The sequence below is a fragment of the Caulobacter sp. GW822-FHT07D08 genome (genome assembly GCF_058798735.1).
In genome coordinates, this window is sequence record NZ_JBXAKU010000013.1 from 72,393 (window position 1) to 97,853 (window position 25,461).

General features: G+C 67.8%; 17 protein-coding genes. 8 read left to right on the top strand and 9 right to left on the bottom strand.

What is annotated here, in order from left to right:
• Positions 1-72: 72 nt before the first annotated feature.
• Together AC1RJ9_RS20880 and AC1RJ9_RS20885 are read right to left on the bottom strand one after the other, a co-directional pair.
• Positions 73-1,020 (bottom strand): glycerophosphodiester phosphodiesterase family protein, encoded by a 948-nt coding sequence (locus AC1RJ9_RS20880; RefSeq protein WP_492839865.1) that lies wholly within the window; start codon positions 1,018-1,020, stop codon positions 73-75.
• A gap of 61 nt (positions 1,021-1,081) precedes the next feature.
• The gene (locus tag AC1RJ9_RS20885) at positions 1,082-4,018 is read right to left on the bottom strand and encodes a TonB-dependent receptor domain-containing protein (protein ID WP_492839864.1); all 2,937 of its coding nucleotides are present in this window, start codon (positions 4,016-4,018) and stop codon (positions 1,082-1,084) included.
• Between the two features lie 209 nt (positions 4,019-4,227).
• Between AC1RJ9_RS20885 and AC1RJ9_RS20890 the strand changes: the two genes are divergently transcribed.
• The 3 genes from AC1RJ9_RS20890 to AC1RJ9_RS20900 are packed head-to-tail and all read left to right on the top strand — an operon-like array spanning position 4,228 to position 8,615.
• The gene (locus AC1RJ9_RS20890) at positions 4,228-4,791 is read left to right on the top strand and encodes an RNA polymerase sigma factor (RefSeq protein ID WP_492839863.1); all 564 of its coding nucleotides are present in this window, start codon (positions 4,228-4,230) and stop codon (positions 4,789-4,791) included.
• 3 nt (positions 4,792-4,794) lie between these two features.
• A complete protein-coding gene (locus tag AC1RJ9_RS20895) occupies positions 4,795-5,805 on the top strand; it encodes a FecR family protein (protein WP_492839862.1) in 1,011 nt (336 codons plus the stop codon).
• Between the two features lie 26 nt (positions 5,806-5,831).
• Complete coding sequence (locus AC1RJ9_RS20900; RefSeq protein WP_492839861.1) at positions 5,832-8,615, top strand: TonB-dependent receptor; 2,784 nt, start codon at positions 5,832-5,834, stop codon at positions 8,613-8,615.
• A gap of 128 nt (positions 8,616-8,743) precedes the next feature.
• Here AC1RJ9_RS20900 and ggt read toward each other — a convergent pair whose 3' ends face one another.
• From ggt to AC1RJ9_RS20935, 7 genes are all read right to left on the bottom strand, one after another.
• Positions 8,744-10,486 (bottom strand): gamma-glutamyltransferase, encoded by a 1,743-nt coding sequence (gene ggt, locus AC1RJ9_RS20905; RefSeq protein ID WP_492839860.1) that lies wholly within the window; start codon positions 10,484-10,486, stop codon positions 8,744-8,746.
• Between the two features lie 57 nt (positions 10,487-10,543).
• Complete coding sequence (locus AC1RJ9_RS20910) at positions 10,544-13,756, bottom strand: TonB-dependent receptor (RefSeq protein WP_492839859.1); 3,213 nt, start codon at positions 13,754-13,756, stop codon at positions 10,544-10,546.
• An 81-nt stretch (positions 13,757-13,837) separates the two neighbouring features.
• Complete coding sequence (locus AC1RJ9_RS20915) at positions 13,838-14,836, bottom strand: FecR family protein (RefSeq protein WP_492839858.1); 999 nt, start codon at positions 14,834-14,836, stop codon at positions 13,838-13,840.
• Entirely contained in the window at positions 14,836-15,453 is a 618-nt protein-coding gene (locus AC1RJ9_RS20920; RefSeq protein ID WP_492839857.1) for an RNA polymerase sigma factor, read from the bottom strand. Before AC1RJ9_RS20920 ends, AC1RJ9_RS20915 begins: the two co-directional genes overlap by 1 nt.
• Before the next feature lie 136 nt (positions 15,454-15,589).
• Positions 15,590-16,504 (bottom strand): NAD(P)/FAD-dependent oxidoreductase, encoded by a 915-nt coding sequence (locus AC1RJ9_RS20925; RefSeq protein WP_492839856.1) that lies wholly within the window; start codon positions 16,502-16,504, stop codon positions 15,590-15,592.
• On the bottom strand, positions 16,494-17,018 hold the full coding sequence (locus AC1RJ9_RS20930) for an RrF2 family transcriptional regulator (RefSeq protein WP_492839855.1): 525 nt from the start codon (positions 17,016-17,018) through the stop codon (positions 16,494-16,496). The genes AC1RJ9_RS20925 and AC1RJ9_RS20930 overlap by 11 nt, the downstream gene beginning before the upstream one ends.
• Before the next feature lie 210 nt (positions 17,019-17,228).
• Entirely contained in the window at positions 17,229-18,011 is a 783-nt protein-coding gene (locus tag AC1RJ9_RS20935; RefSeq protein ID WP_492839854.1) for a LuxR C-terminal-related transcriptional regulator, read from the bottom strand.
• On the opposite strand from AC1RJ9_RS20935, the gene AC1RJ9_RS20940 reads away from it, so the two are divergent.
• From AC1RJ9_RS20940 to AC1RJ9_RS20960, 5 genes are all read left to right on the top strand, one after another.
• Positions 18,010-19,725 carry a sensor histidine kinase gene (locus AC1RJ9_RS20940; protein WP_492839853.1) on the top strand — a complete coding sequence of 572 codons (1,716 nt, stop codon included), beginning with the start codon at positions 18,010-18,012 and terminating at the stop codon, positions 19,723-19,725. The two genes, AC1RJ9_RS20935 and AC1RJ9_RS20940, sit on opposite strands and share 2 nt — an antisense overlap.
• A gap of 72 nt (positions 19,726-19,797) precedes the next feature.
• Positions 19,798-20,970, top strand: coding sequence for a Rossmann-fold NAD(P)-binding domain-containing protein (locus tag AC1RJ9_RS20945; RefSeq protein WP_492839852.1), 1,173 nt, complete (start codon positions 19,798-19,800; stop codon positions 20,968-20,970).
• Positions 20,970-23,471 carry an MMPL family transporter gene (locus AC1RJ9_RS20950; protein WP_492839851.1) on the top strand — a complete coding sequence of 834 codons (2,502 nt, stop codon included), beginning with the start codon at positions 20,970-20,972 and terminating at the stop codon, positions 23,469-23,471. The genes AC1RJ9_RS20945 and AC1RJ9_RS20950 overlap by 1 nt, the downstream gene beginning before the upstream one ends.
• Positions 23,468-24,250, top strand: coding sequence for an outer membrane lipoprotein-sorting protein (locus AC1RJ9_RS20955; protein WP_492839850.1), 783 nt, complete (start codon positions 23,468-23,470; stop codon positions 24,248-24,250). Before AC1RJ9_RS20950 ends, AC1RJ9_RS20955 begins: the two co-directional genes overlap by 4 nt.
• Positions 24,234-25,424 (top strand): hypothetical protein, encoded by a 1,191-nt coding sequence (locus AC1RJ9_RS20960; RefSeq protein WP_492839849.1) that lies wholly within the window; start codon positions 24,234-24,236, stop codon positions 25,422-25,424. Before AC1RJ9_RS20955 ends, AC1RJ9_RS20960 begins: the two co-directional genes overlap by 17 nt.
• The last annotated feature ends 37 nt before the right edge of the window (positions 25,425-25,461 follow it).

Genomic DNA, 25,461 nt, shown 5'->3' on the forward strand with positions numbered 1-25,461 from the left:
ATGGCCTATTTGACCCGTTTTCGGCCATGATCGTGCTCAAGGGGCCGGCGAAAGCCGGCCCCTTGCCTCTTCCTAGTGACCGACGCCGCAGGCCTTGAGCTTGCGGGCATAGGTCGGATCGGCCAGCAGGGCCGTCGCGGCTTCGACGGGACGATTGGAGACGATCATCCGCGGGCCGGCCTTGGCCAGGGCCTGGAAGGTCCCAGCGTCGGCGGGCGTGCGATAGACAGCGTCCGGCGTCTCGGGGCCGCCATAGGTTCCCGACATCACCGTCACGCCCATCGCCTCCAGCTCGGGAATGAAGGCCGCGTCCACCTTGTCGGGACGCACCATGGCCACGAGGTGGTCGTTGACCAGACCGGCCGCCTTGGCCTTGGCCAGCATGTCGCGATCGAACACCGGCAGGGCGATGACGGCGTCGGGACGGCGCTGGCGCTGCCCCAGGGCCTGGGCGACCGTGTAGGCCAGGAAGAACACCCGGTCGCCGGCCTTGGCCTTGTCGACCTCGGCCATCAGCAGATCGGGGTCGGTCTGCGGCTTCACGTCCAGCAACACCAGCGCCTTACCGTCGGCCCATCCCAGGATTTCCGATAGCAGTTGCGGGGCGTAGCCGGTCGGATAGGCCGTGGTGTCGCGGACCTTAAGCTTGGAGATCTCGGCCCAGGTCTGGTCGCGGATCCTGCCCTTGCCGGTGGTGTTGCGATCCAGGACGTCATCGTGGTTCTGGAACAGCACGCCGTCCGAGGTCTGCTGAACGTCGGTCTCGATGAAGGCCGGAACCAGGGAGGTCGTGCGCTGCATCGTGGCGACGACATTCTCGGGGAACTCCGGCAAGGGGCCGCCGCGATGGGCGCCGACCAGGGCCACCTTCTCCTCACGCAGGCAGGCCAGCAATTGCGGCAGGCGGCCCTTGGCGGCGGTGAGCATGTCGGCGGAGGTCGGGCCGGCGGCGGCGGACGCCGACGAGGCGGCCAGCAGGGCGGCGCTGGCCAGCAGCGCCCGAAGCAGGATCTTGGTCATCTTGAGCTCTCTTTGGAGGGCGCACGGGCCTGACGACCCGCGCGGAGAAAGGCGGGCGGCGTCAGAACTTGAAGTTGACGCCCAGGAAGTAGCGGCGGCCCAGCATGTCGTAGAGGGCGGTGTCGGTGGCGCTCTCGCCGGTCCAGGCCGGGGGCTGGCGGTCGGCCAGATTGAGCGCCCCCGCCCGCAGCTCGACGGTGGAGTTGACCTGGTAGCGTCCCGTCAGGTCGAAATAGTCCATCGCCTTGACGCCCCTTGCGGTGGCGGTGGCCGAGCCGACATTGGCGGCGTTGCCCATGGCCTCGACCCAGCGCCAGCGCAGGCTCAGGTCGATGGGCCCCACATGGTAGCCCAGGCTGGTGATGGCCTTCCACTTGGGGTGCGAGATGGCGTCGGCGCTGATCTGGGCGTTGCCGATCGTGCCGGCGTAGTTGACGTAGGCCGCGCCGGCCAGGGTCTGGATCTCGTACTTGTCCATATGGGAGATCAGCACATTGAGGCTGACCGAACCTGCCCGCTCGGAAGCGCCGAACGCCGCCAGATCCGCGCCCCAGTCGACCTGCAAGTCGACGCCCGAGGTCCGGTAGCCGGCCAGGTTGAGCAGCGGCGTGGTGATGCTGGAGAAGCCGCCCGAAGAGCCGCGATGGATCAGCTTGCAGTAGTAGTTGGCCGGATCGTAGGTCGGGTTGGCGTTACCCTGACCGTTAAAGCAGCGTTGGGCGATCACGTCGCCGGTGATCAGGCCGATCGCGTCGGTCAGCTTGATGTCGTAATAGTCGACCGAGGCCGAAAGCCGGCGCAGCAGGGGCTGCTGGAAGGTCGAGCGCCAGACCAGGCCCGCCGTATAGGTGTCGGAAGACTCTTCCTTCAGGTCGGGATTGCCCGCGACGTCCGACTGCACCGAGGTGCCGGCGAACTTGTGGGCGTCGATGACGCTGAGCGGAATGCCGTTGGCGATGCACAGGGCGCGCACCTGGACGGCGTTGGGGCCTGTGCGATAGGCGCTGGCGATGTCGCAGGGATCGCCCAGGCCGGCGGAAATCCGCCCGACGGTGGTCGCGCTCTGCTCGGAGGGGCGGAACAGCTCGCCCACCGAAGGCGCGCGGATGGCGTGCTGATAGCCACCGCGCAGGCTGACCGCGTCGTTGATCTCCCAGGCGCCGCTGGCCTTGTAGGTATGAACGCCGCCGACCGTGTCGTAGTCGGAGTAGCGATAGGCCAGATCCAGGTCGAGCTTGCGGATGAAGGGCAGGTCCTTCAGCAGCGGGACAGCCAGTTCGAGGAAGGCCTCCTTCGAATTGGTCTCCCCTTCCGTCGACCTGCTCAGACCCGTGGTCAGGACCGTACCGGTGAGGCGCGCGGCGTCCGGCGAATAAGCGTAGCTGTTCTTGCGGTAGCTGAGCCCCGCGGCGAACCGCAGGTCGCCGGCCGGCAGGGCCAGCACCCGACCCTGGACGTTGGCCTCGGCGTTGGTCTGCCGCAGCGTCGTGGTCTCGTGCATCTCGCGCAGGAGATAGGTCAGGCACGATTTCGAGGGCGCTGTCAGGGCCAGGGGGTCCAGGCCGCCCTCGCAAAGGCTCTTGCCGCCATCGACCGCGTTGACCAGCGACAAGAACGAAGCCCGGTCGATATAGCCGCCCAACAAGGCGTTCTGCTCGGTGCGGCCATAGGAGGCGAACACGTCCCAGGTCCCATCGATCGCGTCGAACCGGCCCTTCAGGCCGCCTAGGGCCTGCCCAACATTATAGGTCTGCTGGGCGATGTCGGGGGAGTAGCGGCCGGTGTTGAAATAGAACAACAGCGGCGCGGTCGGGTTGGGCCGCGAGGCGGCGATCGCCTTGAGGTCGGCGGGCAGGAAGGGGTTGGTGACCGGCAGATAGACGTCGCGGGTGATCGCCTGGTTGCGGCCGTAGCCGCTCTGGTTGGAGACATAGTGGGCGTAGTTGAACTGGCCGTAGGCCTCGACGGCGTCGCTGAGCTGGTAATTGACCTGGCCAAACAGGGTCTGGCGCTTGAGCGGCTGCTGCAGGGGCGCGGCCTCGCCCAGCGGCACGGCGACCTGGCCGTTGCTGGTGATGGTGTAAGGGCCGTCGGCGGGGAAACGATAGTTGAGGATCGGCGAGGAGATCGTGAACAGCGTGCCGTCGAGGTTCTGGCTGTAGGTGGCGTTGCGCGGCACGTTGGTCGTCACGCCATATTTGGCGAAGACGCCGTTGATCGCCGCCTGGGTCGGCAGGTTGGCCGCGTCGGCGTAGATCAGGCCGCTGGGCAGCACCGAGGTGATGCCGCCGTCCTTGAAGAAGGCGCGGGAATTTCGGTTGACCCGCTGGCGATCCATGTAGGACGCCGACAGCATCGCGTGACCCTTGTCGTCGGCGAGGGCGCCGCCGACCGTGGCGCTCAGATCGGCCGTCTCGCCATCGCTGCGCTCGGTCTGGCCGTATTGGGCGTCGATCTCCAGGCCCTCGAAATTGTGCTTGAGCTTGAAGTTGACGACGCCGGCGATCGCGTCGGAGCCGTAGATCGCCGAGGCGCCGCCGGTGATCACCTCGACCGAATCGATCAGGCTGGGCGCCAGGGTGTTGAGGTCGATGGCGCCCAACGGGTCGGACGGCTGCAGCCGGCGGCCGTCCAGCAGCACCAGGGTGCGGGCCGTGCCCAGGCCGCGAAGGTTGGCGTTGGCGCGCCCGCCGCCGGCCTGGCTGGCCGAGGTCGAGCCGGAAGTAGCGGCGAACTGCGGCAGCTGGTTGAGGGTGTTCTCGATCGAGGTCGGCCCCTGGGCCTGGAGAACAGCCTTGCCGACCGTGACGATCGGGCTCTGGGCGGTGTAGTCCTGGCGCGCGATGCGCGAGCCGGTGACCACGATCTCTTCGACCGAGACGGCGGCCTCGGTCGCCGGCGGCGGCGGCGCAGCCTGGGCGCTGGCGACTCCGGCGTGAGCCAGACTCAAGGCGAGCGTCGACGCGGCGCCAAAGAGCGCGAAAATTCTAGATTGCATAGGAACTTGGATCCCCTTGAACGGTGACCCCCGCTCTGTCGCGGAGGGCGTCTAAGGGGTTAGGACGCGGCCCCTCTCGCGATCCTCACCACTTTTTTCGGACGTCGCCCGGAAAGAAAAACTGTCGCAAATCCGTGGGAAGAAGACGCGCGCCCGGTCGCGGACTGTTCTTTCGTCCCGCGCAGCGACGCATGTTCGGGAAGCTTCTCGTGACCTTGAAGGACGACGCCCATCGGGCCGACGCGCGCCCTCGCCTGCCGCCGCCCGAGCAGATCAGCCACGCCTATCGCCGGCCGCTGATGACCTATTTTCTGCGTCACACCGGCGACCACGCCGAGGCCGAGGACCTGACCCAGGAAGCGCTCCTGCGCGCCTTGCGGGCCGGCGACGGCGAGGCGATAGAGACCCCCGACGGCTTTGTCTTCACCATCGCCTCCAACCTGCTGCGTGACCGCGCGAGAAAGCGCATCACCCGACAGGCCGACCGCCATGTCAGCCTCTATCCGCCGGGCGACGGCGAGACCGCCGCCGAACCCCTGCAACTCGCCACTGAGGATTTGCCGGCCGACCGCGTCCTGATGGGTAAGGAGAAACTTCGAAGGACCCTCGACGCCCTGGCCGAACTGCCCGATCGCACGCGGGAGATCTTCATCCTGTTCCGGGTCGAGCGCCTTCGCCAAACCGAAATCGCCGCCCGTCTGGGCATTTCGGTCAGCGCCGTGGAAAAACATGTTGTTCGGGCCGTGGCCCATCTGGCACGGCGGTTCAGGTAGACTTTGACACATTCCCCCGCTCCAACTCCACCTTTCGAAGACGTTCACGAGGCGGCCGCCGCCTGGTGGATGCGCCAAGTCTCCGACGATTGGACCGACGCCGACGAAGCCGGGTTGCAAGCCTGGCTGGCCGCGGACGCGCGCCATGCGGACGCCTACGGCCAGGTGATCGAGGCGATGTCCGCGTTCGATGATCAGGACGACGCCGCAGAGCTCCAGGCTTTGCGCCAACAGCTCCAGGACAGCGCGGTCCCGCTTGGCGGCGCGCGACGGTCGCCCCCTCGCCCTTCGCGGCGCGCCTGGATGGTCGGCGCGGGCGCCCTGGCCGCCGGCCTCGTGGGCTTTGCGGTGCTGAGCCGCCCCTCACCCGCGCGGATCTACACCGCGCCCGCGGGCGCCCCGGCCGAGTTCACCCTGGCCGATGGCTCGCGGCTGTCGATCGAGGGGGGCGGCGCGGTCGCGGTGCGGCTTGGCCGTCGCGCCAGGGACCTCGAACTGACCCGCGGCCAGGCCCGCTTCGAAGTCGCGCACGACCAGGCGCGGCCCTTCTCGGTCACCGTCGGCGACCAGGTCGTGGTGGCCACCGGGACGATGTTCAACATCGATCGGCTGAGCGAGCGCTCCGTCGTCAGCCTGTTGGAGGGACGGGTCATCATCCATCCGGTCCGGGGCGAGGGCCCGACCCTGGCTCTGACGCCGGGAGAGCAAGCCGTGCTGCGCCCCGGAACCCCGCCCCTGCGCCAGACGGCCGATGTGCGTTCGGCCGCGGCCTGGAGGAACGGGCGATTGATCTTCGATGATACGCCGCTCGCCGAGGCCGTCGAACGGGTCAATCGTTATGGCGCCAATCTTCGCGTGGGCGACGAAACCCTGGCCCGCCTGCGGGTGACCGGGGTGTTCAAGACCGGCGACAACGCCGCCTTCGTCGAGGCGATCACCGCCTATCTCCCGATCGCGGCGCGGCGCGGCGCCGACGGGCGCACCGCGCTAGTTCAACGCCCCGCCGGGGGTTAACTGTCGCCGCGAGGAGCGCTTGGCGCATGAGGTTCTTGCGCGTCACGGCCCACGGGATCTGCGCGACGGCGCTCCTGGCGGCGGCGCCGAGCCTGGCCAGCGCCGCCGAACCGCGCCGCGCGTTCGATCTGGAGGCCGCGCCGCTGGGCAAGGCGCTGTTGGCGTTCAACCTGGCGACCGGCGCCCAGGTCATCGTCTCGCGCGACCTGCTGGTCGGCCGCGTCTCGCGCCCAGTGCGCGGTCAGTACACCGCCACCCAGGCTCTGGCCCGCATGCTGACCGGATCGGGCCTGCATGCGGAGCGCACCGGGCGCGGCGTCCTGATGATCCTGCCCGACCGGCCGCCGCCGGCCCCAAGGCCCAGGCCCAGCGCGCCCCAAGCCGTCGCCATCGCCGAGATGGAGGGCGTGACGGTCACCGCGCCCCGCATCCTGCCGCCCGTCGCCCTGACCACGCTGAGCGGCGCGCGCCTGGAGCAATTGGGCGTGGTTGGCATGGATCAGGTCGGGCGGCTGACGCCGGGCCTCAATGTCGTCAACCTCTCCCCGGCCGCGGCGGCCTTCTCGATGCGCGGCGTCACCCAGGCCTCGGGGGACGCCAGCCGCGAGCCGAGAATGGCGGTGCTGCAGGACGGTATGCCGGCGTCCAAGGAGCGCGGCGCCTATTTCGAGCTCTTCGATCTTGACCGCATCGACATCGCCAAGGGCCCTCAGCCCACGCTCTACGGCCGCGGGGCGATGGCGGGGGCGCTCGACGTCATCCAGCACAAGGCCGATCCGCGCGCCAAGGCCTGGAGCCTTCATGGCGAGGTCGGCGACCATGGTCAGGGCCTGCTGGAAGCCATGATCAACCAGCCGGTCGGCCAGGACCTGGCGGTGCGTGTCGCCGCCCGCTGGCGGGGGCGAGACGGCCTGACGCCCAACCTGGCCGGTGGCGACCGCCTGGATTCGGTCGCCACCGACGCCGCCCGCGTCTCACTGGCCTGGCGTCCCGGCGACGGCGAACGGCTTGACCTGATCGTCAACTACCAGCGGGACCGTCCCACCGGCCGGCCGCTCAAATCCTTCACCTTCGCGCCCACCGACCCGGTCACGGGCGCGGCTCTGGGCGATCTTGACCGCCACACCCCGCCCGCCTTGAGCGCCATCGACGAGAACGGCCGGCCCGCGGCGCTCGGCCTGGACCGTACGCTGGGTTCGGTCGCGGTCCTGGCCGCGCGGCGGCTGAGCCCGGGTCTGAACCTGAGCGCGTCCCTGGGCTATCGCCGTTTCTACGCCGACGAGCGCCAGGACGGCGATGGCCTGTCCCTGCCGGTGATCAGCGTCTTCGAGCAGACCCGGGGCGTGCAGTACAACGCCGACCTGCGCCTGGCCTATGACGCCGGCGAGCGTTGGCGGGGTTTCGCGGGCGTCAGCCTGTTCCACGAAAGCGGCACCCAGCGGGCCTATTTCACGATCGACGAACGCCTGTTGTTGGCGCGCATGGTCGGCGGCCTGAACACACCCGTCCCCCAAGGCCTCGATACGCTGACCCAGCCGGACTTCGTCGCCGCGCAGCTGCGCCAACTGGCCGCGCGGCGCGGCTTCGACCTGCCGGGCGATCTGGCCCTGGGCGCGGCCGGCAACCTCAAGCCGGCCTATGTCGAGCGCAACCAGAACTTCGCGCGGACCACCGCCGTCGATCTCTTCGGCGACCTCACCTTCGCGCCAAGCCCGACCTGGGCGCTTTCGGCCGGCCTGCGCTACAGCCACGACGCCAAGGCCAGCGCCGTCGCCACCGCCCTGCCCGGCGGCCCGTCGGTGCTGGCCGGAGCCGTCCAGGCCTTTGGACTTCCCCTGGCGCAGAGGACCGCCCTGCTCGCCGCGCTCGGCGCGCCAGGCGCGGGCGCCAGCGCCGAGGCTCCCCGCGCCTGGCCCAACTACGCCTTGGTGTTCCAACCGACGCCCGGAAATGGAGACAAGGTGTCGAACACGCTGTCCGACGAGGGCTGGAGCGGGCGACTGGTGGCGCGCTATACGCCATCGCCGACGTTCAGCGCCTACGGCTCCTACGCCCGGGGGCGACGGCCCAGCGTCCTGGTGGCCGGACCGCCTCTGGTGGCCGAGGGCCCGGCGCGGTTCGGAATCGTGCCCGCCGAGACGATCGACTCCCTGGAGATCGGAACCCGCGGCGTCGGTTTCGACCAACGCGTGGATCTGAACCTTGCCGCTTACGCCTATCGCTATGTCAACTTCCAGACCACCAAGCTTGTCGATGGTCAGTTGCAGACGCTGAACGCCGGTCGAGCCGACGCGACCGGTCTGGAGGCCGAGGCGCGGTTTGAGCTGTCGCGCTCGGTCCGGCTGTTCGCGACCTACGGCTACAACCATTCAAGGCTGCGCAGCGGCGCCTTCGCGGGCAATCAATTTCGCCTTGCCCCCGATCACAAGGTCTCGCTCAACCTGGAACTGATATACGCCACGCCCAGCGGCGCGATCACGGTCCTGCCGACCTGGAGCTGGCAATCGAAGGTCTTCTTCTCCGACGACAACGATCGCCCCGAACTCTCCCGCGGACTATTGCGCGATCTCGTGCAGGACGAGGTGCAAGGCGCCTACGACCTGCTGGATCTGCGGGTGAACTACCAGCCACGCGCCGCCAGCTGGAGCGCGAGCGTCTTTGTCACCAATCTCCTAGATCGGCGCTATCTTCAGGAAGCCGGCTTCATCGGCGAAAGCTTCGGATTCACAGCGTCGGCGCGAGGGACGTCGCGTCTCTGGGGGCTATCTCTGCGGATCGTTGGCGGAGCGAGGCAGGACTTGGCGAGATAGGGATCTCCCGTCGCGGCCCGGATATCGAACTCCCCGCTGCTCTTGTCCGCACCACCGCCCGCCTCCAAAGGCGCCTGTCGATCTTGGCGTTGGCGAGGCGACGTCGCAGGCGTGCAGGTCTGCCAGACTCAAGGCTCCAAGCCGATAGCCGCCGCGTCGGGACGCCGCGTGTCGACGCCGCCATGGAGCAAGCCCTCCTCGATGAGGATCGACTGGGCGCTGCCCATGGTCAGCCCTTCAGTGACGCGATGACCCCGCGCTGCGAGCAGACGAGCGATGTCTCGCGGAAATCCCGGTTCGAGCTCCAAGGCGCCTTTATCGTCCTGAAACAGCCTAGGTCGCTCGGTCGCCTCGCCGATATTCAGGCCGTGGTCGATCACGTTGACCAGGACCTGGGCGACGGTGGGCATGATGCGCGTCCCGCCCGGACTCCCCGACAGGATCCAGGGTTTGTCGTCCTTGAAGGCGATGACCGGACTGATGGTGGAGATCACGCGCTTACCCGGCGCGGGAGCGTTCGCGGGTTCGGCCGCGGCCTGGGCCGCGTCCCAGGAGAAATTGGCGACGGCGTCATTGAGGAAAAAGCCCGTGCCCGGCGCCATCACGTGCGCGCCAAAATCCGAACCGAGCGTGAAGGTGTTGCTGACCGCGTTTCCGCAGCGGTCGACAACTGAAAAGTGCGTGGTGTCCCGACTGGCGAACCCGACCGGGTCACCCGGCGTGAGGCTGACGGCGGGCAGGCTCGCTTCCATCCTGATCGCGGCGGCCCGATCCTTGGCGTAGGCCTTGGACAGCAGCCCCTTGCTGGGCACGACATAGTCGGGATAGCCGCCCATGTAGCGGCGGCGATCCGCGAACATCAGCTTGCTGGATTCGGCCAGGACATGGAGACTGTCCGAGGAGTTCTGCCCCAGGTCCCTCATGGGGAAGGTCTCGATCAGATTGAGCAGCTCGCCAAGCAGCACGCCCGCCGCCGGTGGCGGCATCAGGGCGATCTTCACCCCGCGATAGGTGGTCCAGAGCGGCTCTTGCGCCTTGATCCTGTAGTCGGCCAGATCCTGAGCGGTGAGGATCCCGCCATTGGCGGTCGAGGCCGCCACGATGCGCTTGCCGATCTCGCCGCGATAGAGCGCGTCCGCGCCGTGGTCGCGCAACTGCTCGAGCGACCAGGCCAGGTCCCGCTGCACCAGGCGCTCGCCACGTTGATAGGGTCGTCCCCGATGGTAGACCGTGCGCGCGGCGACCGGGTCGCGAACCAGTTCCGGAGCCTTGATCCGGAAGGCGTAGGCCATGTCGTCGGAAACGAACACGCCGCGTCGGGCCAGATCGATGGCCGGCTGAATGACGGCGCGCCAGGACAACTTGCCGTACTTGCGCTGGGCGAAATAGAAGCCCGCCGGCGTACCGGGCACGGCGACCCCGCGATAGGAGTAGCGCTTGTCCGGGTCGAGCTTGCCATCCGGCCCCGTCAACAAGGTCGGGGTGATCCCCCGGGGCGCGGCGCCATAGTACTCGATCGCGAGCGTCTGACGGGTTTCGGCCAGATAGACGAGCATGAACCCGCCGCCGCCCAGATTACCCGCGCGCGGCAGAGTGACGGCCAGCGCCAGACCGGTGGCGACCGCCGCGTCAACGGCGTTACCCCCCTTGGCCAGGACGGCGCGACCGACTTCGGAGGCGATGGCGTTCTGACTGACCACCATCCCCCGGGCGGCGATCATCGGGTGATGGATCGCGTCGTACTCGATGATGTAGCTGGCCGCCCCGGGCGCGACCGCGGCGGCCGAACCCTGCGCCTGGGCCGTACCCGCCCCGATCGCGACCAAGCCCAGAAAGGCCAGCTTGGCCGCCAGCATCAGACGTTTGAACACAAGTGCCTCATGATCGAGTGGAAGGACGCGGGACCGGCCTGACAGGCGCGGGCACGGTCAGAAGGACTTGGTCATTTCCAGGTACCAGAACCGCCCCCGGGCGCTGTAGAGGCTGGTGAAATAGCCGAACAGCTGGTTGGCCAGCGGCGGGTCCTTGTCGGCGATATTGTTGACGCCGACCCGGATCGAACCGCCCGAAAGCGGGCCCTTGTCGAAGCTCTTGCGCACGGCGGTGTTGAACGTCGTCCACGACGAGACCGGGAAGTTCAGCGCCGAGGTGTCGTAGATGCCATCGATATAAGTTCCGCTGCCGGTGACCTGCCAGCCGTCCTTGACCCAGACCACGCTCGCCGTGGCCCGCGAGCGCGGGTTGCCGTTGAGGCCGATCTGCGAACCGCCCGAGGTCGTCGACAGGCCCGCGGCGAGCAAGGCCGCGGCGCTTTCCGACGGCGACTGGTAGAAGCGCCCGAAGATCGAAACGTCGGCGTTGAGGCGGAAGTCCCCGTAGCGATCGGTGGGGATCCGATAGGCAAGACCGATGTCGGTCGCCTCGACCTCGCGCGCGTTGAGGTTCTCGAAGATGGCCCGAACGCCGGTCACCTTGCCCGAGGCGTCACGCGTGACGAGGGGATTGCCCGTCCCGCTCCCGAGCCGGCGGATGGCGTCGAGATAGATCTGGTCTTGCGTCGAGAACACGCCGACCAAGCCCGTCTGCCTGATCCGCCACCAATCGACCGTCAGGGTCAGGCTGCGAACGGGCGTCAGGACCACGCCCGCGCTGGCGGACTTGCTGTCCTCGGCCTTGAGACGGTCATTGCCAGAGCGGGTCTCGCTGACGTCATAGCGGTAGGCCGCGCAATTGCTGCGATTGATGGCGGCCACCGAGGTCGCGCCCTGGGCCAGGCCGCAGGCATAGAGGTCGAGTTGGTTCTGCTGGACGCGGTTGGCCGCCGCGGCGTTGATCTGCTCGAGGTTGGGCGCGCGGAACGCCTCCGAGTAGGACGCGCGGAACTTCAGCCAGTCGGTCACGCCCCAGCTCGCGGCGATCTTGGGCTTCAGCACCTCGTCCTTGGTGTCGGAATAGCGCTCGTAACGGGCGGCAAGCTGCACATCGAAGCTCTGAACCAACGGGACGCCGTCCTCAGGGCGGATAATCGCGCTCTGCAACTCGGCATAGGCCGAATAGACGTTGCGCTTGCCGTGGGTGTCGAGCGTCTGGCTGTTGCCCATGACATCGCTCGTCCTGGCGCCGGTCGACGTCACATAGCTGATCGTTCCGTTGATGCGGGGGTCACGATAGTCGTCATAGGTCTCCCGACGCACTTCCACGCCCGAGGCCAGGCCGATGTCCCGACCGGCGATGCTCAGCACCGATGGGTTGGACAGGCCCGCGCTCCACATCGCCAGCGAAGTGCGGCTGTCGCGCGTGACGTCGATACGCAGGCGGTCAAGCACGGCGGCCGAGTTGAGCGTGGAATCGCCGACGCGCAGATTGGCCGGATCGCCGCCATTGAACGGGTTATAGGCCGTGGCCAGATCGCTGCTGCTCAGGGCCGCCTGCAGGGCGGTGTTGCTGACCCGATTGTGCTCGGTGTCGACGGTCTTGGCGCGCGAATAGACCGCCGAGGTGTCCCAGCGCCAGTCGCCGATCCGGCCGCGCAGGCCGGCGACGGCGCGGATCTGCGTGTTGTCGACATCGAAGTTGCGCATCCCGACGTCGAGCACATCGTAGCCAACGATGGTCACGTCCTGGGCCGGACCGGTATAGCTGGCCAGCCGCCCCGGGCCGCTGCCGAAGGGGTTGTAGGGATTGTTGCGCGACACGACCAAGGGCGCGTCGGTCAGCGTGGTGGACCCGCCGCGACCGGCCCAGGCGCTGGCCTTGTAGTAGAGCAGATCGCCGAAGGCGGACACGCCGCCGGCGAAGTCATGGTCCACCGTCGCCATCACGCTGCCGCGCGTCGTGCGCGGAACCATGGTGCGCAGCGCGCCCTCGTCGGACCGAAGGCTGGACGGCAGGGTCGAGGACCCGCCGTTGACGCAGACGCCCGAGGTGGCGGTCTCCGCGCGCGACCCGGTGAACGAACAGGGCTGCATGAAGAAGGTGGTGAAGTTGGCGCCCAAGCCCGTCACGGGCGTGGTCACCCGCCCCGTCATCCAAGGCGATTGCGAAACCGTGCGATTGAACAGCGAGGCGTAGGTCGACGAGACCCGGCCGCTCAGATCATCGGTCGCGGCGTAGTCGCGATCCGAGCCAGGCATGTCCGTGTTGTGATAGACCTCGCCGAACAGCGCCACGTGCGTCGCGCCGCCATTGAAGGCCGCGCCCCACTTCATGTTGATGTCGTTCTCGCGCAGGCTGCCGCGCTCGACGCCGCCCAAGCGCGCGGACACCTCCGCGCCGGTGAAGCGTCGATCGATGACGAAGTTGAGAACACCCGCTGTCGCGTCAGAACCATAGAGGGCGCTGGCTCCATCGCGCAGAACCTCGACGCGACGAAGCGCCGAGGTGGGAATGGCGTTCAGGTTGACGATCTGGACAGGAACCGTGCCGCCTTCCTGCTGAGAGGTCGGGTGCGGCGTCATCCGGCGTCCGTCGAGCAGCACCAGGGTGTTGCCCGAGCCCAAACCGCGCAGGTTGGCCGAGGAGACATCGCCACGGGCGTTGTTTGGCCCCTGGACGCCGCTGTTGAAGGCTTGAGCGCCGCCCTGAGGCAGACTCGCGATCAACTCGCCAGCGCTAACGACTCCCTGCGCGCGCAACTGATCGGCGTCGAGAACCGAAACGGGCAAGTTGCCCGTGACCTTGGCGCCGGCGATGCGGCTGCCGATGACCACGACCTCGTTGACGATCGCCGGCTCCTCGGGCGGGGCCGCCGGCTCGGCGCGGGCAGCGACCGTAGTTTCCTGGACGGCGATCGGCTGGCGAAGCGCCACGGCCGTCGGAGGCGCGCCGGCCTTCTGGACGACGAAGGTCCTGGGACCGGTGCTCTGATAGGAAAGACCCGATCCGGCCAGTAGACGACGAAGCCCGTCGTCCGGTGACAAGGCGCCCTGAACGCCGCTCGTCCGGCGCCCCGTGACGAGGTCCGGGTTGAAAATCACTTCGCGGCCGCTCTGGATCGCGAACTGGCGGAGGGCCGCGTCCAGGCTGGCCGGCGCGATATTGAATTCGAGTCTCGCGGGAGCCTGGGCCGCGGCCGGCCCCGCGCAGAGCGCCGCGGCGGCGCACCCAAACATAGCCCAGCTCTTCAGCGTCAAAGCGGTCATCAAAGCCCCCAACGGCCAACAAGAGGGCCCTCTCGCCCCACGCCGTAGACGCCCGTCCGTCCGAACACCTCACCGCGATTGTCACATTTTCTTCGTCGGCGCGCCTTGGCCGGCGACGAGCACCTGATCACCCCGATCTCCCACGCGCACCTCGACCCCGTAGAGCGTGGTCAAGGCCTTGAGAAAACCGCTGGCGCCGTCGGTGAAGAAAACGCCGCTGACCTTCAAGCCGTCCAGGGATGGGTCGCCGACACGGATCGGACTGGCGCTGTAGCGGTTCATTTCCGCGACCGCCTCCCGCAGGGGCGCGCCGGCGAACTGCACTCTGCCATACCGCCAGTCGCCCAAGGCCGCGACGTCGAGACGACGCACCTGGACCTCGCCATCGGGCTGGGAAACCAGCAACTGGCCAGCGCCGATTTCCGTCGGTGTCTTCTTGCCGGCGGCGACCGCCACTCGGCCTTCGCTGACGGCGACATGAACGGCGCGATCAACCACCCGAACGTCGAACGAGGTCCCGATGTCGGTGATCGTGCGGCCGCCGGCCTCGACCTTGAACGGCCGCTTGTCGTCGGCGACATCGAACCAGGCTTCGCCCTTCAGGAGCCGGACGGTTCGGCGACGTCCGGTGATCCGCACGTCGATGGCGCTGTCCCCGTTGAGATCGACCCGCGAGCCGTCCGCCAGACGCAGGGTCGAGCGCGCGCCGTGCGCATTCTCATGCCGCTCCATGGCGCCAAAGCCCAAGCTCCAGAATGTCGTGGCCGTCATCAGGCCGAGAAACACCGCGCCGACCACGCCGGCGGCGATGGAATAGCGCGGAACTGAACGCTCCGGCGGCATCGACAGGGCGCGCTCGCGCACGGCCAGCAACCGCGGCTCGGCGGCCAGCAATGCGGCCGCGCCGAAGGCCTGCTGAGCGCGTTCGAACGCTGCAAGGTTGGCCGGGCTCCGCGCCAGCCACGCTTCAAGCGCGACCTGCCGCGCACGGGTCCACCGCGGCGAATGCTTCAGGCTTAGCCACCAGGCCGCCGCTTCGGCGGCGTCCTCCGGCGGCGCCCATCGCTTGAACAGGGTCATCAGAACGCCCGCCTGGCCAAGTGCGCGATCGCTTTCATCATGTGCTTTTCGACGGCGCTGACGGAAATGCCCTGCCTGCGGGCGATCTCCGCATAGCTGAGTTCCTCATAGCGTTGCAGCGCGAAAATGGCCTGGGTGCGCAATGGCAATTCCTGGATGGCGACCAACACCCGGCGCAGGTCTTCCCGGGCAAGCGCCACAACCTCTGGCGACAGGGGATCGACCGGGTGGTGTTGGTCCGTCAGGGTGGCGTGCCCGCCTCGATGACGGGAAATGTCCCGCCGACCGGAATCCCGCCAGACATTCGAGGCGATCACGAAGAGATAGTTCTCCTCGGCCCGCACATCCTCGAGGCCGCCACGCGCGACAAGGCGCATGAAGACTTCCTGCACCAAGTCCTCGATATCGTCAGGACTCCGCGTACGGCTGCTGAAGAAGCGGGTCAACGGCATGCGGAAACGGCGGTTCAGCGCTTCAATCCGCGCCGAACGGGCCTGGGCGGCAGCCTCTTGCTGATCGGCGCGCTCGTCCTCCACGATCTGTCCCGCCTGCTCCAAACGCTCGACCCCGTTGCCGACGGCCAGCCCGTCGGGCCTCGCCGTAGTTCGTAGACGCACGTGAAGCCATCTACCTCACGGGATGAGCAACCATTCTTTCGACCGGATCCAGGCGGCAGACGTTCAGATTGCTGAACGTACCGGCACGATCGCCCCTGAAAGAACCTGGCATGGCCGCCGCAAGACGCCTCTGTCCCTAGGCCACGAGTTCGACGTCCCGGATCAAGGACTGGTGCGCGCCGACGCCGGCCATCACGCCGTCGGCCGAGGCCAGGGTGGCGTTGTGCATAGGCCGAGCCGCGTCTCCGGCTGCGTAGAGACCAGGAATGCTGGTCGCCTTCCAATCGTCTGTGCGGATCATGGGTCCCAACGGACCCTCGTTGAACACGCAGCCCAGTTGCTCCGCCAGGGGGCTGGCCATGCGGGTGGATGGGGCGACGAACAGGGCGCTGATGGACACGACGCGACCGTCGGCCAGGCGCACGGCGTCCAGCGCCGGGGCGTCGCCCAGAAGCTCGACCACGGGTTGGCGCTCGATCGTCACGCCCCGCGCGCTCAGGTGGGCCAGCTGTTCGGCGTCAGGCTCGAAGCGGCCCTGGGTGAACAGGGTGGTGGGTCCCCAATCGGGAATCATGGCGGCTTGGTGGGCGGCCATCGGATGGTTCGCCAATACGCCCAGTGGACGGTCCCGCACCTCGTAGCCGTGACAATAGGGACAGTGCAAAACTGTGGCGCCCCAGCGCTCCTTCAGGCCGGGCACATCAGGCAGGCTGTCGGCCACGCCGGTGGCCAGCACGAGACGTCGGCCACGCGCGGTGCGCCCGCCCGACATCTCGATAATGAAATCGCCGCCCACCTCGCGCCGAGCCTTCAGCACTTCGCCACGCACGATTTCCACTGTTGGGTAGGCCGAGACTTGGCAGGCCGCCTCACGCAAGATCTCGAAGGGCGCCTTGCCGTCTTGGCCTAGGAATCCATGCGAAGCCTCGGCGAAACGGTTGCGCGGCAAGCCGCTGTCGACCACCAGCACGCGCCGCCGGGCCCGAGCCAGCTGCATTGCGGCCGAAAGGCCGGCGAAGCTGCCGCCAACGACGATGACGTCATGCAACATGGTCTTGGTTTCCTTGATGGGATTGTCTCATTGGGCCGACGTTGGCGGCTAGGTCCGCCAGCGAGATCGTCGCGAGGCGCCGCATCAACGCCTGGCGCGCTTCGAGCATCGTCTGATCGAGCAGGCGGTCGACGGCCTGCTCGACCAGACAGCCAGGACTTTCGGGAGTTGGCGGCATGGCCAGGACGGGCTCGTCCAGGGCGTCCTGGATCTGGCCCAGACTGATGTCGGTCAGAGTTCGCCCCAAGCGCCAACCGCCGTGATGGCCCTTGGTCGAGGTGACGATCTCGGCCTTTCGCAAGCCAGCGAAGGTGCGGCGGATGACGACGGGGTTCGTGCCGGCGCACATGGCCATCTCTTCCGACGTCATAGGCTGATCACCGCGCTCGGCCATGTGCAGCAGCACATGAAGGGCGACAGAAAGGCGGCTGTCTCTTTTCATGTAATCATATATGTTACGTGAAATCCCAGAGTGCAACCGCATGGTTCGGAGCGATATGGCGGTCCGAGCCATAAAGTGCGGCTCCCGCCCCTCTCCGCCACCCTAAAGTCTGGATTGCGCCGAATGAACGGACCGCGGGCTTCCGCGTGAAGGCGAACTCGGTTCGACCAGGTGTCCAGGACCTGGCTGACGCGCACCGACGCAAGCCTTAGCCGTCCCCGGCGCATCGCTGGCCCCCGCAGCCAGGCTTTCAGGCGGACGGGGCGCTGCTCGCCCAAAGCGTCAATCGGCTACCCCAAGTTCGCGCGCCTTGTGGATCAACTGAACCACGCTGTTCACCTCAAGCTTTCGCATCAGGTTCTCGCGATGCTTGTCCACCGTCTTGACCGAAAGACGCAGCTGTTCAGCGACCTTCCCGGTGCTGAGGCCCTGGTAGATCAGGAGCAGGATCTGCCTTTCCCGCACGGTTAGCCCATGATCGGCCGCGTCGGCCTCGCGCCGCACGTCTTCGGGCACCACGGTCTTGCCGTTCATGACATCGGCGATGGCGCGCAGGAGCATCGGAGCCGTCGTGTCCTTGAGAAGGACGGCGTCCGCCCCGGCCTCGATCAGTTGCCGATACGCCATCCCTGATCGCGCGCCGGTCAAGGCCACGACCTTCAGATCGGGGTAGCGGCGTTTGCAAAAGCCGAGCGCCGCCGCGGGCTCCCCGCCCGGCATGTGATAGTCCAGCAGCAGCAGGTCGGGTTGGACCCGGGACATCAGAGCGGTCAGGTCGTCCAGCCGTCCAACCTCGGCCAAGATCTCGAAGCCTGGCTGCGCTTGAAGCAGCAAAGCCAGCCCCTGGCGGAAAATCGTGTGATCGTCGGCGATGACAATTTGCATGGGATGGCAAAATAGCGGCTCTGGATCTATGTCCAGGAAATTCGTTTTCTCTGGATCGCCGACCGTGCTTCGCTTGATTTGCGCCGCGTTGGCGTTCTTGTTGCTCGGGACCGCCCAGACCGCCGCGGCGGCGCAGTGCCAAGCCACCACGACCGCGCCCCTGCCGCTGGAACCGTGCATGCGCGCCGCCGCCCCGCCGCCAGGCGCGCCACCTGGACTGCACTGGTTTAGCATCAAGGCCACGCCCGCGAGCGCTGACACGCTGCTGGACCTGGGACTGCCGGACGCTTTCCAGTTGCGGGTGATGCAGCGCAGCGGCGACGCCTGGATCACGGTGGTTCGGCTTGACCCATCCAGTCGTTTCGACGATCGCCCCTTTCGTCATCGCAGGCTGGTGGCGCCGCTCTCGCCCAGCCCCGGCGCCGCCGAGATCCTGATCGGCGTGCGCGGCCATGGGAGAACCCCGCTGACGCCGCGCCTGCTCACCCCGGAACAATTGTACGACGAAGACACGCGCGCCGACCTCGCCAACGGCGTCCTCTTCGGCCTGATGCTCATGCTGTTGCCGTTGCTGGCGATCGGCCTGGGCACGCATCACAACGCCAGCTACCGCATCTATGCGGGCCTGGTGGTCACCAGCGCGGCGAGCATCGCACAGATCGAAGGCTATCTTTTCCAGTTCCTGTGGCCCGACGCGCCGGCCTGGAACATGCGGGTCTCGGAGCTGCTGTTCACCCTGGTGGTGTGCTGGCATTGCGCCTTCGCCATCAGCCTGCTGCAGATGCGCTGGCGAATGCCGCGCCTCTATCGAACCAATCTTGTCGTCCTCGGCGTCGGCGCCGCGAGCCTTCCGGCGCAATTCTTGTTCCCGATCACCGACGCCGTCTTCGCCTGTGCGACCGCCTACACCTTGCTGGCGCTGCTGGGCGCCTGGCAAGGCGTGCGGCAGAACGCGCCGGCGGCGCGCTTCTATCTGCTGGGCGTTCTGTCGCTCAGCATCGGCAGCGCCTTGGCCAGCCTCAGCATCTTCTGGCGCGCGCCCTTCCCGGGCCTGTCGGTCCTGACCCTGCCCAAACTGAGCCTGCTTGGCGAAACGCTCTTCTTTGGCGCCGCGGTTCTGAACCAGCTGATCCTGCAAAAAGAAGAGCGCGCGGCGCAACGCCTGCAACGGCTGGCCGAGAACGAGCAGCTCCTGAGGGCCGAAGAAACCCGCCGCGCCGCGATGGCCGAGGCCGAGCAGCACAAGCTGCGCCTCGCGTCCGCCAGCCACGACATCTCCCAGCCCCTGGCGTCGCTGCGCTACGCGATCGCGGCGCTGAAGGCTCAGCAGGACGAAAGCCAGATCACCCGGCATATCGACAACACGCTCAGCTACGCCCAGACCCTGCTCAAGGACATGGTCGAGCAATGTCGGCTCGACGCGGCCGGTCCAGAAGAGGTCGATCTGGAGCAACTCTTTACGCAGTTGGAGCGGGAGTTCGCCCCGGCCGCGCATGAAAAGGGCCTGAAGCTGCGGGTGCGGGCGCCGCGCCTGCGGACGGACGGCTCGAGCCTCCTGCTCTACCGCATCCTCAACAACCTGCTGGCCAACGCCATCCGCTACACGCCCAAGGGCGGTGTGCTGCTCGGCGCGCGCCGCCAGCCTGACGGCGTGGAATTGCAGGTGTGGGACACCGGCCCGGGTATCGCGCCGGCCATGCAGCAGGCGTTGACGGCGCCCTGGAAGCAAGGCGCGCCAGGGGGCGAGGGCTACGGCCTTGGCCTCTTCATTGTGCGAAGCCTGTGCGAGCAATGCGGCTACACGATGCGAGTCCGCTCAACGCCCGGCAAGGGCACGGGCTTTTCCGTTCTCCTGCCGGCCCGATCGGTTTGGGGTGATCACCTTATGCCCTGACGCTTCGAGCGTCCCTAAAGGATGCGCCCACATCCGTGACATCTCGTCGCGGCGCGAAACGCAGGGCACATCATGTTTGCAGCCACCCGTGTCGCGCTATGGCGCGCCCTCAGCCACTTGGCGGACTGGCGCGGCCACTGGCGCTATCTCACCGGCCGCCCGGCCATTGACGTGGCCATCATCACCAATGTCCGCGACGAGGCCGAGCGCCACCTGTTCTGGGGCGCGCTTCGGCCGCGGAGCGGACATGGCGACGGCGCTCGGATCTACCTGAACGGCGTCGCGGGACGGATACGCGGTCTGGACGTCACCGCCGCCGAGCTGATGACCCGCCAAGGGCGACTGCGCGCGCGCGGGCTCTTCATGGACGCGGTCGCCTGGTCGCAGGCGCGCGGCGCCAGGGTCGTTCTGCTGGCCGCCTCGACCAAGCGGCTGTTCGGACGCGACGGCGCTGCCCTCAAGGCCGCCTTTCCCGACATGCTGTTCACCATCGGCGACAACGGCACGGCCTTGCTGCTTTGCCATGACGTGCAGAGGGCCCTGGACGCGGCGGGCCTTGCTCACGGCGCCCGCGTGCTGGTGATCGGCCCCTACGGCATTCTCGGCGGCGAAGTTACGCGCTATCTGCTGGCGAAGGGCTATCGCGTGGCGGGCTTTGGCGTCACGCGCGCCTTGCTCGACGAGTTTGGCAAACAGTTTCCGGCCGTCGCCTTGCACGACGATGTGCTCAAGGTCGGCAAGGTCGACGCGGTCATCGCCTGCACCCACAGCGTCGGCGCCAAGCTCGACGACGCGGCGGTGGCGTCCCTTCGTCAGGAGGGTCGAAAGCTCTTGGTCGTCGATGTGGCCGAGCCAGCCAATCTCGATGAGACGACGTTCGCCGCCTGCCGCCCCTGGGTCGTGCGCCAGGACGCGGGCAACGCCTACTCGCCGCTCCTGAGCTTTGTGCTCGGCGGACTGTCCTCCGGAATGCTGAAACTGGCGCACCGCACGGTGTTCGGCTGCTTCGCCGAGGCCCTGACCCTGCACCACGCGATCTATCGCGAGCAGCAGTACCTCCGCCTCAAGGAGGACTGGTTCGACGTCAACGACGCGAACATGTCGGTGCTTGGCGAGGCCTTTCGATCGGTCGGCGTAACTGTGGCCGAGCCACATTGCTTTGGCGAACCGGTCCGCGACTTCGACCTGACCCTGGCGACCGAGACCCGTTCCCTTGGCCCGCGTTCGGAACGGAGGGCGGCGTGATGCTGATCTCCTCGCGCCGTCGCGCGATCGCCATTTTGGCGCTTAGCGCCGTCGTCCTGGCGGTCTTCGTCTGGTTCAACCTGCGCGTTCCGGCCGCCGGCATCGTGCAGGACGCGCTGCTCGACCAGCAGAACCCCTACTATCGCAGCCAGCAGCAGGTCGATCGCGTCCCGGGCCTGCGCCAAGGCGACCCGATGAGCTTCGTGCTGTCCTTCCCGCAGGGCCTGGACGAGGCGGGCATGACGCAGATCGTCCGCATGACGCAGGACCTGCGGGCGCGGTTCCCGCAAGCCGTGGTCTGGAGCCTGGCGTCGGACAGCTACGCCTATCAGGCCAGCGCCGGCGAAATCTCCAGCCAACCGCATCTCGATCCGGCCTGGCTGGACGCGAGCGGCCAGGTTCGACTGCCGATGTCCATGGCGCAGTGGCGCAAGAGCGTGTCCGCCGACCCGAATGCGTCTGGCCTGCTGGTCGGCAAGGACTTTCGCTACGCCCAGATCCTGCTGTTCACGCCGGAGAAGACCAACGAACTGGACCTCGTACGGCAGGTCGCCGAGTACCTTGAGCAACGGCCCGTGACCTATGCCGAATGGCTGCTGTTCAAGGGCGATATCAAGCCGGCCCCTGAGTACCGCAACGTCTCGCTGGGCGGCTGGTCGGTCGGTCGGGGCCTGATGCACTTCGCCCTGATGTCGAACGTGCTGTTCTATTCCACCATCGGGCTGATCGTGGCGACCTTGGCCGCGCTTCTGGCCCTGAAGTCGCTCAAGCAGGCGCTCTATAGCTCGGCCTGCATCCTGGCGTCCTTCATTCTCGTGCGCGGGTCGATCCCGCTGGCGAGCGCCCTTGGCCTCGATTTCTTCGGCGAGCCGCTGGCCGAGCGCGTCTACTTCCTGCTGGTCCTGTCGGCGATGATCGTGGCGGGGATTTCGTTCAACACCCGAAGCCTGGAACGCTTCAACGCGCTGCGCCGCCAGCAACCCGACGCCGCGCCGACGGCCCTGTGGGCGCAAGTCGAACGTCACAGCATGTCGCTGAACGTCGCGGCCCTGGTCGCCCTGCTGAACTTCGTGACGCTCCCCCAGATCGGCATTCGCGGGATCATGGAGGTGGGCGTGCTGTCGGCGATCGGCATCGTCTACCAGCGCATCCTGGTCGGCCTGCTGTTGCCGGCGCTGCAGATCACGTTCGGCGGAGAACCGGCCCGGACGCAAGCCCGAGCGCCGGGCCTGGCGATGCGCGCCTGGGATCGGGCGATCCACCTGCTGCCGCAAGGCTGCTACCGGCTCATCGTCGCCCTGGACACGCGCCTGCCCGGCGGCGCGGCGCTCGCCTCGCTGCTGGTCTGCGCGGCCGCCGTGGGCGCCGCCGGCGTCGTGGTGCTGCACGACTGGCGCGCGCCGGACAAATGGGTGCTGGTCCAGGAAAAGCCGATCGACTACCTGCCCCACACCATCGTCGACCGGGGCCGCGATATCCTCAACGCCCCGGGTCATGCCGGCTTTGGCCGACTGTCCTACCTGATCACGCCCGCGACGCCGGGCGTCGGCCCCGCCGTCGAGCAGCCCGAGTTCCTGCATCGGGCCTGGGCGCTGCAGGCCCGGCTGGCCGCCCTGCCGGAAGCCCGCGGCGCCAACTCGGTGCTGGACACCCTGGCCTATATCGGCGCCCAGGAAGACGGGGACGCGCGGGCGAAGATGCCCGTCTCGGCCCAGCAGGCGCACGACCGCCTGCAGCAGATCCGCTGGGACCTGGAGCAGCCGGCGCTGGCCCGGTTCCTTTGGACGGACGCAGGCCTTGCCCTCTATCTTTCGCACCCGGCCGACAACTCGAACAGCCTTCGCCACTTCGCCGCCCAAGCCGAGGCGCTGGCCGCGCGCGAGTTCCCCGACCTGCGCCTGACGCCTTATGGCCCGCTGCACACCTACCACCAGACCGACCTCTACATCAGCGAAGGCAAGCCGCTGAACGTCCTGGTGTCGTTCCCGCTGGTGATCCTGTGCTGCGGCCTGTGGCTGGCCTGGCGGCGGAATTCTCCTGGAAGAACGCGGCTGCGTCCCTGGGCGACGGCGTGCGCCATGACCGTGCCCTTCCTGTTCGCCTACGCCGCGATCGTGCTGGTCATGGCCGTCTTCCACATTCCGCTCGACCAAGCCACCGCCTGCGCCACGGCGCTGGGCATCAACGCGGCGATCGATTTTGATCTCTATCTGATCGAGGACTACCGGACGGCCCTGGCGGAGGGGCGCGATCGTCGCCAGGCCCTGCGCTACGCGCTGGCCGAGCGCGGCCACGTCACCCTGACCGACGCGGCCCTCAACGCGATCTGCTTCAGCTTCCTGATGCTGTCGCCATTTCTGCCGATCCAGCGCCTGGGCGTGATCATGCTGATCATGCTGGCCACCTGCGCGCTCGGCGCCCTGCTGCTGATGCCAGCGCTGCTGGCCCTGTGCAGCCGAGACCCCACACCCAATCCCGTCTTTGCAGGGGAACAAGCATGAAGCGCCTATTCGTCGCGATGACGCTGGCCTTGGTCGCCGTCCACGCCCAGTCCGCCGAGCTGGACGCCAGAAGCGCGGTGGCCCACGCCTGGCAGCTCTATCAATCCAGCGTCCAGACCGAACAGGAGTTGATCGAGGTCCGGGTGAGCCAGGCGGGCCAAGCCTTGCCGACCAAACTGCTGTGGCGGCGCATCCGCTTTGGCGACCAGGGCCAGCGCGTATCGGTCAAGTTCGTCGAGCCGATCGCCGATCTTGGGCTGGCCCTGCTGATCGAGCGCAATGTCAGCGCGCCCGACCAGATCTGGCTGCGGCTGCCGTCGTGGACAAGCGCGCGCAAGGTCGCCGGAAATCGCGAGACCCGCTACTTCGCCGACACCGCCTTCACCTTCGAGGACAACAAGCAGCTCATCGGCGAACAGACCGCCCTGTTCGACTACCGCTATGTCAGCCGCGGTCCGGCCGGCGCGGTGATCAGCGCCACGCCCAAGGCTGGCGTGACCAGCGGATACAGCCGTCGCGACATCACGCTGAACGCCCAGGGCGTTCCGCAGCGGATCGCCTATTTCGACGACCGATCCCAGCCCCTCAAGACGCTCAGCTTCGAGGACCTGAACCAAACCGCCCAAGGGCGCTGGCGCGCCGACCGCATCGTCGTTCGCCAGCGTGATGGCGGCCAGACGGTGCTGACCGTGCGCAAACGCGTCCTCAACGCGCCGCTGAGCGATCGGGTCTTCTCTCAGGCGTCGATGACGGAGACCGACAGTGCGCGCCGCGACTAGCGCTTTTCTGGCCGGGCTGCTCACGGTGTTCGCGGCCCCTCTGGCGCGGGCGGGCGAGCAGCATGGCGGCGTCACCTACTGGCAAGCCGCCGGCGCCGGCGGGCCGACGGAACTGCGCTGGACGCATGAAGCGACGGGCGCCCTGGCCGAAGGCGTGGACTGGAAGCTCGAGCCCGAACTGCTGCTCCGCCGCCCTCGAAACACGGGCCCCGCAGCGCTGTGGGACAACCAGGGCCGCCCGCCTGTGATCAGCTTGCAGCGAGCCTATCTCGGCTTCGCGCACGACGAATGGCTGGTGAGGGTCGGAAAGCAGGTGTTCGACTGGAGTCAGACCGACACCATCAGCCCCGCCGATCTCGTCAGTCCGCGCGATTGGTCGGACATCACCCGGGTGCGCAAGCTGGCCGCGCCGGCGGTCAGCGTCCGCTATGGCGGCGAGACCAGCCTGGAGGCCGTGTGGCTGCCAAGGCAGGAGCCGTCCTATCTGCCCGAGGGCGACTGGCTGCCCCTTCCCTCCGGGGTCTCGATGGCTCCGCCGCGACGCAGCCAACAGCAGCAATACGCCCTGCGCGCGGCCGGCAACTGGCGGCGAACCGACTGGAGCGCGGTGCTTTATCGCGGACACAGTATCGCGCCCGCGCTCGAGCTCGCGCCAGGCCCGTCGTTGCAGCCGATCTATCGCCCCCTGCGCGCTGCGGCGATCACGGCGGCGCGGGAAGTCGCCGATGGTCAGATCGCGAGACTCGAGATCGCGCGCTACCGCCAGCCCGATGGGAGCTTCGTTCAGTACGTCGCGAGTCTCGACAAGGAGGTCGGCGACTGGCTGAGCGATGGCGACACCCTGTACGTGATCGCCCAATACGCGGGTGGCACGCGCCGCGCGGGCGCGGTGGACGGGTTGGGCTGGCCAGATTTTCGGCGCGTGCTGGAACGCAGCGTGATGGTCAAGGCCAGCTACGATCCTCGCTCAGACCAGCGCTCGCTTCTGGAGTTCACGGCCGTCTGGAACGTCGAGGACCATGGTCGCTACGCAAAGCTGGCCTGGCAAAGACGGCTGGCCGACGCCCTGACCATCGGCCTGGCCGGCGAGGTCATCGACGGACGGCCAGGCTCCTTCTGGGGACGATACCGGGCCAACGACCGCGCAATGCTGGAGCTGAGCTGGCGGTACTGAGCCGCGGCGAGCGACGTAACCGGCCGCTCACCGTGGC

What these genes read in the sequence shown, in the direction of transcription:
- AC1RJ9_RS20880 (WP_492839865.1), bottom strand. Translation starts at nt 1,020, where the DNA reads ATGACCAAGATCCTGCTTCGGGCGCTGCTGGCCAGCGCCGCCCTGCTG.
- AC1RJ9_RS20885 (WP_492839864.1), bottom strand. Translation starts at nt 4,018, where the DNA reads ATGCAATCTAGAATTTTCGCGCTCTTTGGCGCCGCGTCGACGCTCGCC.
- AC1RJ9_RS20900 (WP_492839861.1), top strand. Translation starts at nt 5,832, where the DNA reads ATGAGGTTCTTGCGCGTCACGGCCCACGGGATCTGCGCGACGGCGCTC.
- AC1RJ9_RS20910 (WP_492839859.1), bottom strand. Translation starts at nt 13,756, where the DNA reads ATGACCGCTTTGACGCTGAAGAGCTGGGCTATGTTTGGGTGCGCCGCC.
- AC1RJ9_RS20915 (WP_492839858.1), bottom strand. Translation starts at nt 14,836, where the DNA reads ATGACCCTGTTCAAGCGATGGGCGCCGCCGGAGGACGCCGCCGAAGCG.
- AC1RJ9_RS20925 (WP_492839856.1), bottom strand. Translation starts at nt 16,504, where the DNA reads ATGTTGCATGACGTCATCGTCGTTGGCGGCAGCTTCGCCGGCCTTTCG.
- AC1RJ9_RS20930 (WP_492839855.1), bottom strand. Translation starts at nt 17,018, where the DNA reads ATGGCTCGGACCGCCATATCGCTCCGAACCATGCGGTTGCACTCTGGG.
- AC1RJ9_RS20940 (WP_492839853.1), top strand. Translation starts at nt 18,010, where the DNA reads ATGCGCGCCGCCGCCCCGCCGCCAGGCGCGCCACCTGGACTGCACTGG.
- AC1RJ9_RS20935 (WP_492839854.1), bottom strand. Translation starts at nt 18,011, where the DNA reads ATGCACGGTTCCAGCGGCAGGGGCGCGGTCGTGGTGGCTTGGCACTGC.
- AC1RJ9_RS20945 (WP_492839852.1), top strand. Translation starts at nt 19,798, where the DNA reads ATGTTTGCAGCCACCCGTGTCGCGCTATGGCGCGCCCTCAGCCACTTG.
- AC1RJ9_RS20950 (WP_492839851.1), top strand. Translation starts at nt 20,970, where the DNA reads ATGCTGATCTCCTCGCGCCGTCGCGCGATCGCCATTTTGGCGCTTAGC.
- AC1RJ9_RS20955 (WP_492839850.1), top strand. Translation starts at nt 23,468, where the DNA reads ATGAAGCGCCTATTCGTCGCGATGACGCTGGCCTTGGTCGCCGTCCAC.